Origin of the sequence: Stenotrophomonas sp. NPDC077659 (assembly GCF_050268705.1) — a bacterium.
In the GTDB taxonomy this organism is placed as follows: domain Bacteria; phylum Pseudomonadota; class Gammaproteobacteria; order Xanthomonadales; family Xanthomonadaceae; genus Stenotrophomonas.
On sequence record NZ_JBNNHG010000211.1, the window covers coordinates 1 to 4,379 of the forward strand.

At 64.4% G+C, this 4,379-nt stretch carries 2 protein-coding genes, 1 tRNA gene and 1 pseudogene; all 4 read left to right on the forward strand.

Going from position 1 to position 4,379, the window contains the following annotated elements; genetic code table 11:
- Positions 1-55 precede the first annotated feature (55 nt).
- Positions 56-1,834: pseudogene (gene rpoD / locus ACQKDV_RS18405) on the forward strand (RNA polymerase sigma factor RpoD); the annotation flags it as partial.
- Between the two features lie 245 nt (positions 1,835-2,079).
- Entirely contained in the window at positions 2,080-3,480 is a 1,401-nt protein-coding gene (gene yjjJ / locus ACQKDV_RS18410) for a type II toxin-antitoxin system HipA family toxin YjjJ (protein ID WP_427785696.1), read from the forward strand.
- 213 nt (positions 3,481-3,693) lie between these two features.
- Complete coding sequence (locus ACQKDV_RS18415; protein WP_427785698.1) at positions 3,694-4,005, forward strand: hypothetical protein; 312 nt, start codon at positions 3,694-3,696, stop codon at positions 4,003-4,005.
- A gap of 43 nt (positions 4,006-4,048) precedes the next feature.
- A tRNA-Ile gene (locus tag ACQKDV_RS18420) sits at positions 4,049-4,124 on the forward strand.
- Positions 4,125-4,379 lie beyond the last annotated feature (255 nt).

Here is a 4,379-nt window from a genome sequence, read left to right on the forward strand (position 1 = left end):
GGCGCCAGCGCCTCGATGATCGCTTCGTGTTCCTCGCCCCGGCGCATGCCCGGGCGCCGAAGTCAATGACCATCTGCCGGACGACATGGTCGACCCGGAACAGATCGAAGACATCATCGGCATGATCAACGGCATGGGCATTGATGTCCATGAAGTTGCGCCGGATGTGGAAACCCTGCTTCTCAACGACGGCAACACGGGCAACCGTGAGGTCGACGACACCGCGGCCGAAGAAGCCGCCGCAGCGCTGAGCGCGCTGGACACCGAAGGTGGCCGCACCACCGACCCGGTGCGCATGTACATGCGCGAAATGGGCACCGTCGAGCTGCTGACCCGCGAAGGCGAAATCGCCATCGCCAAGCGCATCGAGGAAGGCCTTTCGCAGGTGCAGGCCGCGCTGGGCCAGTTCCCGGTGTCGGTCGAATCGCTGTTGAACGATTACGACGCCCACAAGGAAGGCCGGAAGCGCCTGGCCGAAGTGATCGTCGGCTTCAACGACCTGACCGAGGAAGAGCCGGCCCCGCCGGCGGCTGCCGCCTCCGACGACAGCGACGATGCCGACGCCGATGGCGACGAGGACGAGGACGATGATGTCGACGGCGGCGATGAAGAAGCCGCACCGACCGGTCCGGACCCGGAGGAAGTCGCCGCGCGCATGCAGGCGCTGGCCGACGCCTTCAATGCCTTCAAGAAGGCTGCCGCCAAGGCCGACAAGAAGAACCTGCCCAAGCTCCGCGAGGAGATGTCGGCGGTGTTCGTCACCTTGAAGCTGCCGCTGCCGCTGACCGACGTGCTGACCAAGCAGCTGCGCGACACCATGGCCGACATCAAGTCGCATGAGCGCCGCGTGCTGAACCTGGCCACCGTCACCGCCCGCATGCCGCGCAAGGACTTCATCCGTTCCTGGGAAGGCAACCAGACCAATCTGGAGTGGGTGGAAGACGCACTGAAGCGCAAGCAGAAGTGGTCTTCGGCGCTGCGTGAGGTGAAGGACCAGATCGTGTCCGAGCAGCAGGCCACCATCGACATCGAAAAGCTGACCCTGCTGGACCTGGACGAGCTGAAGGAAATCAGCCGCGCCATGGCCTACGGCGAAGCCAAGGCCCGCAAGGCCAAGAAGGAAATGGTCGAGGCCAACCTGCGCCTGGTCATCTCCATCGCCAAGAAGTACACCAACCGCGGCCTGCAGTTCCTCGACCTGATCCAGGAAGGCAACATCGGCCTGATGAAGGCCGTGGACAAGTTCGAGTACCGCCGCGGCTACAAGTTCTCGACCTACGCCACCTGGTGGATCCGCCAGGCGATCACCCGCTCGATTGCCGACCAGGCACGCACCATCCGTATTCCGGTGCACATGATCGAGACGATCAACAAGTTGAACCGCATTTCCCGCCAGATGCTCCAGCAGTACGGCCGCGAGGCCACGCCGGAGGAGCTGGCCAAGGAAATGGACATGCCGGAAGACAAGATCCGCAAGGTGATGAAGATCGCCAAGGAGCCGATCTCGATGGAAACCCCGATCGGCGACGACGAGGATTCCCATCTGGGCGACTTCATCGAGGACACCAACGTGGAGTCCCCGATCGAGAACACCACCAACATCAATCTGTCTGAAACCGTGCGCGACGTGCTGGCCGGCCTCACCCCGAGGGAAGCCAAGGTGCTGCGCATGCGCTTCGGTATCGACATGAACACCGACCACACGCTGGAAGAGGTCGGCAAGCAGTTCGACGTGACCCGCGAGCGCATCCGCCAGATCGAAGCGAAGGCCCTGCGCAAGCTGCGTCACCCGAGCCGCTCGGAGCAGCTGCGCAGCTTCCTGGATATTGATTGATAGCCGGGTACTGCTGATGTGTTGAGAGAAACCCCGCTTAGGCGGGGTTTTTCTTTGGTAGCGCCGGGCGCTGCCCGGCGGATTGTTCATTTCATTCGTAATTTTACGTAACACTATTTCTGGTACGTGCTTCTGCCGCCTTTTCAAAAAGCTATTTGAAACAGTAGCTTCCAGGTTTTACTCTGCTTGCAGGTTGCATTCTTTTGCGCTAAATACGTAACACTATTCGTCCCGTAGGCCCTGCCATGGCCCGCCGCGCGCTCCTGCAGCCCGAAGATCTGATCGCCCAGCTTCCCCCCGGCCAGCCACAGCCCGCAGCGGTGCTGGCCGAGCGCCTGGGCGCGAACCGCATGACCCTCAGCCGCCTGGTCGCGGCCAGTGGCGATCAGGTCGTGCGGCTGGGCCAGACCCGTGCTACGGCCTATGCCCTGCGCCAGCCCTCCCGCGTGGGCAGCGAATGGCCGCTGTATCGCCTGCGCGAGGACGCCACCCTGGAAGAGCTGGGCCGGGTGATCGCGCTCAGTGGCGACACTTACCACGTGGACACCAGCCGCGCGCGTCCCAACCTGCTGCGCGCGCCCGAGGGCGATATCGCCGTCTTCTTCCCGGGCCTGCCGTGGTACCTCGATGACCTGCGCCCGCAGGGTTTCCTTGGCCGCAGCTTTGCGCATGGGCGCGCGCGGGGCCCGGGTCTGCCTTCGGATCTCACGCGCTGGCAGCGCGACGACGTGCTGGTGGCGCTGGTGCATGGCGGCGGAACCGAGACGGGCGATCTGCTGCTGGGGGGCGAGGCCGTACAGGCGGCCCTGGCCGCGCTGGATGCGCCGCCTGACCGCGTGGAGGCACGCGACCGGCCGCGGCAGTACCCGCAGCGCGCACGTGCTGCGCTGGCCGGCGAAGACGTGGGTTCGTCACCCGGTGGCGAGCAGCCCAAGTTCACCGCCACCGTGGAAAGCGGAGGCGGGCGCCGAGCGGTGATCGTGAAGTTCGCCCAGCCTGATGGTGGCGAGGCTGCGCAGCGCTGGGCCGATCTGTTGGTGTGCGAACACCTCGCGCTGGAAACCCTGCGCGACGCTGGCGTGGATGCCGCCAGCAGTGAGTTGCTGCAGACGCCCACGCATACTTTCCTGGAAGTGACGCGCTTCGACCGCAGCGCCGATGTGCTGGGGCGGCGGGGCTTTGTTTCGCTGCTGTCGCTTTCGGCTGCGTTTACGGGTGAGGCGACTGCGGAGTGGCCGCGTGCGGGCGCGCTGCTGCAGGCATCGGGTTGGATTTCCGCCGATACCGTGCAGGCCATGGCGCGGTTGCATGCGTTTGGCCGACTGATCGGCAACAGCGATATGCACCAGGGCAACATCGGGTTCCACTTCGTTGATCGGGGTCCGCTGCCGTTGGCGCCGGCCTACGACATGCTGCCGATGTCGTTGGCGCCGTCGCGATTGGGGGTGTTACGGGCGGATGTGGCGTTGGAAGCGGTTGCGCCGCGTGAGAGCGGCGAGTTGGAGCATCTGCGCTGGGCGGCACCGGCGGCCAGTGCGTTCTGGGGGCGCGTTGCGGGGGATGTGCGGGTGCGATCTGAAGGATTGCGCGCGCTGGCACTGGGGAACGCCGAGCGGGTCAGGGCGATGGGGGCGAGGTTCGGGTGACTCCACCCGGTAGCGCCGGGCCATGCCCGGCGTATTCTTCCGGCGTCGCAATTGCCGTTTGAATTCTTCCCGCAGCGGCCGCAGTCTGGCCGGGCAGATGCTCAACACATCGCGTAGGCGGCCCGGATACCACCGGAACCGATGCACAAGCGCAGCAGGCCACGCACGTCGCGTGCGGCCTGCTGCACCGCCTTATGCATCTGGAGTTACGCCATGAATAATGTGGAGCACGACACACCTGATTCCCAGCAGATCGATTTCCCAGCGCTGCTGGACTGGGAGGATGTGCAGCAGGACGAGCGCGAGGATCGGCTGGGGTTTGCGCGGCGAACGACGTATGCGCTGCTGACGCTCCCGGGCACGGAACTGGTTGAGGGCTTTGGTGGAAGCAATCAGCCGGGACTGGAGGGAGCGAGAAGGGCCGTGGCGTTGTTTCAAGCGCATCTGCGGCAGATGCAGCACTTCGCGGAGATTGCGGAAGTCAGGCTGGAGCGGGTGGCCAAGGCACTGGCCGTTGAGGTCTGAGTAGCGGGGCAGGGGGCGCTCCACTACACTGTGACGCTGCGCAGGGCCTATAGCTCAACGGTTAGAGCAGGGGACTCATAATCCCTTGGTTTCAGGTTCGAATCCTGATGGGCCCACCATAAAAAACAGGCACTTAGGCTTCTGCCCAAGTGCCTTTTTTGTGCCGCCGGGAAAATTGCCGGGAAAATTCAGCGCTTGCGCGGTGGTTTCACGACTGGCACGTCGTGATCGTAGCGGCCCGTCGTGGTCGGTGATTTGTGCCCGGCCGCGTCCTGCTTGTCGCCACGGTTGCCCTCGGTGTCGGTAATGCCCCGGTGCTTAACAGGCTGCTGAAATACCAGTCGCCACGCGAGGCGCCACAGTCAACATTTTCC